The organism is Actinomycetota bacterium (assembly GCA_036280995.1).
GTDB lineage: Bacteria > Actinomycetota > CALGFH01 > CALGFH01 > CALGFH01 > CALGFH01.
This window is the reverse complement of the sequence record DASUPQ010000189.1, coordinates 1-3,083: the sequence shown is the minus strand read 5'-3', so window position 1 is coordinate 3,083 and position 3,083 is coordinate 1. Positions and strand designations below refer to the sequence as shown.

Annotated in this window: 3 protein-coding genes; all 3 read right to left on the bottom strand. The window is 71.9% G+C overall.

Annotation, left to right across the window (positions count from 1 at the left end):
* Nucleotides 1-204 precede the first annotated feature (204 nt).
* From VF468_06005 to VF468_05995, 3 genes are read right to left on the bottom strand one after another with little or no spacing between them, the layout of a single operon-like run.
* Nucleotides 205-1,017 (bottom strand): AAA family ATPase, encoded by an 813-nt coding sequence (locus VF468_06005; GenBank protein HEX5877864.1) that lies wholly within the window; start codon nt 1,015-1,017, stop codon nt 205-207.
* Nucleotides 1,014-2,393: a DDE-type integrase/transposase/recombinase gene (locus tag VF468_06000; GenBank protein HEX5877863.1), complete on the bottom strand. Its 1,380-nt coding sequence runs from the start codon at nt 2,391-2,393 to the stop codon at nt 1,014-1,016. Before VF468_06000 ends, VF468_06005 begins: the two co-directional genes overlap by 4 nt.
* Before the next feature lie 51 nt (nt 2,394-2,444).
* Complete coding sequence (locus VF468_05995) at nt 2,445-3,044, bottom strand: helix-turn-helix domain-containing protein (GenBank protein HEX5877862.1); 600 nt, start codon at nt 3,042-3,044, stop codon at nt 2,445-2,447.
* Nucleotides 3,045-3,083: the final 39 nt, after the last annotated feature.

Sequence of the window (3,083 nt, the reverse complement as noted above, 5' to 3'; positions counted from 1 at the left end):
GACGCGCCTGGCCGGTGGTCACACCGCGCCTGCCAGACGAGTCGGTGGTGACCCGGGCCTCGCCAGCTGTACTTCGAAGTCGGTGTTCCGCGACGCTCAAGACGATGACGATCGCGTCGTTGATGGTGATGAGCATGGTGGTGTGCAAAGGCCCCGCCGGCCTGGCCGGCGGGGCCTTTGGTGGTCATGCTGGCGGGGTGATGGTCACTCTGCCGTGACTTCGGTGACGGCGGCCCGAGCGCTGGATTCGTCGACGACGGCCTTGTTGGTGGCGTAGGCCGCGACGAGGGCCTGCACGGCCAGGTTGTTCACCGCCCGGGGCAGTCCGCGGGAGACCTGATGGATCAGGGCCAGGGCATCGTCGCTGAACAGGGTGTCGCTGCGGCCGACGAGCTCGAGGTGGTGTCGCACGTAGCCCGCGGTCTCCTGGCTGGTCATGCCGGTCATGGCGTAGCGCAACGCGATCCGTTGGTCCAGGGCGGCGAAGGTGCCCAGCTTGATCCGCCGCCGCAGGGTGGGTTGGCCGACCAACAGCGCAGCGAACGGCGAGTGGCTGTCCATCTCGGCGTTGCCCAGCAGCCGCAACTCCTCGAGCTGGTCGGCGGCCATCAGGTGCGCCTCGTCAAGGACCAATACGACACAGCGACCTCTCTCGTGTTCCTCGGCGGCGAGCAGGTCCATGGTCTGCGGGATGAGCGCCGACTTGTGGAACCGGGGGACGCCGCCCAGGGCGGTGACGATCCCGGCGTACAGGCCTCGACCGCCGACGGCCGGGTTGCTCAGGTAGATCACGGTGTGCCGGCTGCTGTCCAGCCCGGCCAGGGCGGCGCGCAGGGCGACGGTCTTGCCGGCGCCGACCTCGCCGGTGACCACCCCGAGCGCTTGTTCGCGGACGCACCAACCGATCCGGGCGACCGCTTCGGCGTGCGCGGCGTGCCGGTGCAGCGCCTGCGGGGGCAGTGACTTGCCGAACGGGGTGCGGGTGAAACCGTAGTGGGATTGGAGCTTCTCGATCACTGCTGAGCCTGCCGTCCGGTGGTGTCCGGGTCGGGCTCCTGATCGGGCAGTTGGGCGTAGCGGACCCGGTCGGCCAGTTCCGCGGTGTGCTGGGCCGCGACCAGCGCCAGGTAATCGATCCCGGTCGCCGCCGCCGGTGGGTTGGTGTCGGGTTCTGGGCGGGCCTTGGCGTGCACGTGCCGGCCGATGCGGTGCGGCACCGCCGCTCCCATGTCCCGGCCGTGCCAGCGGACCTGCAGGCGGGTCAGGTCGAACGGGTCGAAGACCAGCTCGACCCGCCGGCCGACCAGCGCGGCGTCGACCTCGTAGGAGTTGCCGTGCAGACCCACGGTCCCGGTCTTGCCCACGGTCCGCCATTCCGACCACAGGAACGCCTCCCGCAGCTGAGCGGGGGTGGGCAGGGTCGGGGCGCCGATCACCGACCACCGATCCAGCGGGGCCTGCTCGGTCTCGGTGTGCACCCGCCGGTGGTACACGGTCTCCACCCACGCGGTGAACAGGGTGTTCAACTCGACCAGGTCGGCCGGCCCCCGGTCGGGGGTGATCTCGACCAGGAACTGCTCCCGCACGGTGCGAAAAAACTTCTCGATCTTGCCGCGGCCGGCCGGTTGTCCGGGTCGGCTGTGGACCAGCCGGATGCCCAGGACCGCGCAGGCCCGCTGCAGCTGCCGGTCGACCATCGCCGAGCCGTTGTCCAGGTACACGGATTGCGGGATTCCCCGGCACGCCAACGCGTTTCGTAGTGCGGCGGACAGCCGGACGGTGTCCTCCAGGTGGCCCCACCGGTGCCCCACGACCAGCCGACTGTGATCGTCGACGAACCCGAAGAGGATCGCCTTGCGGCCGCCGACGACCGGCCCGTGCAGGGCGTCGCCGGTCCACCGCACGTTCGGCGCCTCGGCCTCGAACCGGCCGAACGCCCGCGGTGGTTGCCCGTCCGGGCGGGTGTTCAGCTCCAGCCGGACGAAGTGTCGTTGCAGGGTCCGTTCGTCCGGTGACCAGCCGCTGTGCGCCCGCAGGATCGTCGCGATCTGCACCGCGGTCCGGGCCGGCACCTCCCGCTTCAGCGCGGCCGCCAACTCCAGCACCTGCGCCGGGGTGCGCGGCTGCACCCGCCGCGGGTGGGGCACCAGCGCGTCGAACCCGCCGCGGCGCCAATCTCTTATCCACCGGTCGATCGTCGGCCTGGCCACCCGCACCGGGGTGCCGAACGGCCCGGGATGCTCCCGGCCGGCCAGGTCCCGGACCAACCGGCCCCGCTGCTTGGTCGACAACCGCGGGTCGGCCGCCTCCCGGATCAGCCCGTACCGGAACAACCCGATCGCCCGGGCCCGTTCGGCCCGCACTTGTTCTTCCCTGTCATGGCCGGCGGCCATCACACCCTCCTCCACGCTCGATGAACACACACGAGTCGCGAGAGTCCTTGATCACCAAACCCTTTCCAAGGGGCGGTTCGTGTTGATCGGCTCCCAGCACCGGGCCGGGGACAGCATCAGCCCGCCGGTCACCCCGGCCGCGGCCTGCCACGCCGACACCGCGCCCACCACCCCGAGCCGGCGGCGGGCCGCCGACGCCAACGACCCGACCACCTCGACCGCATCGGCGAACACCCTGCCGTGCACCGGCGGCGGACCGGTCAACGGGTCCACCTGCACCAGCAGGGCAACCAGCGCCGCCCGCACCCGGGCCGCGTTCCGGCCGAACGCCCGCTGCCAGCCCCGGACCGTCGCCGCCGGCCGATCCAACGTGGCCGCGATCGGCCGATGTCCCTCGCCGGCGGCCTTGCGCGTCAGCGCCGCCCCGATCACCTGCACCCCGTCAGCCCGCCGCAGCAGGCACGACACCGCCAGCAGCACGTGTGTGACCAGGCACCGGCCGCACCTGGCCCGCCGCGGACGAAGCACCCCGACGCCGCGGACCACCCGCTGCCGGGCATGACCCCACGGGCTCAACCCGCCCCCGCACGGGCACATCAGCTCGCCGGCCCGCAACCGCCGCTCGACCTCGACCGGGCACGTCCCTACCATGACCACGGGTGCCTCCTATGACACCAAGGAACGGCCCTC

What these genes read in the sequence shown, in the direction of transcription:
- VF468_06000 (HEX5877863.1), bottom strand. Translation starts at nt 2,393, where the DNA reads ATGGCCGCCGGCCATGACAGGGAAGAACAAGTGCGGGCCGAACGGGCC.
- VF468_05995 (HEX5877862.1), bottom strand. Translation starts at nt 3,044, where the DNA reads ATGGTAGGGACGTGCCCGGTCGAGGTCGAGCGGCGGTTGCGGGCCGGC.